Below are 305 nucleotides of genomic sequence, written 5' to 3'. Positions count from 1 at the left end.
CTCGCCGGCCGAGAGGGCCTGGACCTCGGCCGCGGCGTTCGCGAGCGCGTAGCGCCATTGCCCGGTCTGCGCGTCGAAGCCGAAGCGTCCGGAGCGCCCCTCGAGCGAGGCGGGCACCGGGAAGTCCGCCTCGCCGGGGTCCGCGTCGGCCACGACGGCCATACCGGCGGCGGTCCCCGGAGCGTCCTCCCGCACCGCAGCCGACCGGTCGCCCGAGATCGTCGCGGCGTGGCCGGGGACGGGCGTGAACTGCGCAGTCTGCGCTAGGCTGCCGCCGTGCCCGTCCGTGATCGGGTAGGCGAGGA

At 76.7% G+C, this 305-nt stretch carries 1 protein-coding gene; it reads right to left on the bottom strand.

All coding sequences use genetic code 11. The features are described 5' to 3' along the window. Positions 1-305 (bottom strand): VCBS domain-containing protein (locus WDW90_RS38735; protein WP_336492951.1); only part of this gene is annotated, 305 nt, incomplete at both ends.

This window comes from Methylobacterium nigriterrae (assembly GCF_037106235.1).
Lineage (GTDB): Bacteria > Pseudomonadota > Alphaproteobacteria > Rhizobiales > Beijerinckiaceae > Methylobacterium > Methylobacterium nigriterrae.
The sequence above is the reverse complement of the archived record's forward strand: the minus strand, read 5'-3'. Positions and strand labels throughout refer to the sequence as shown.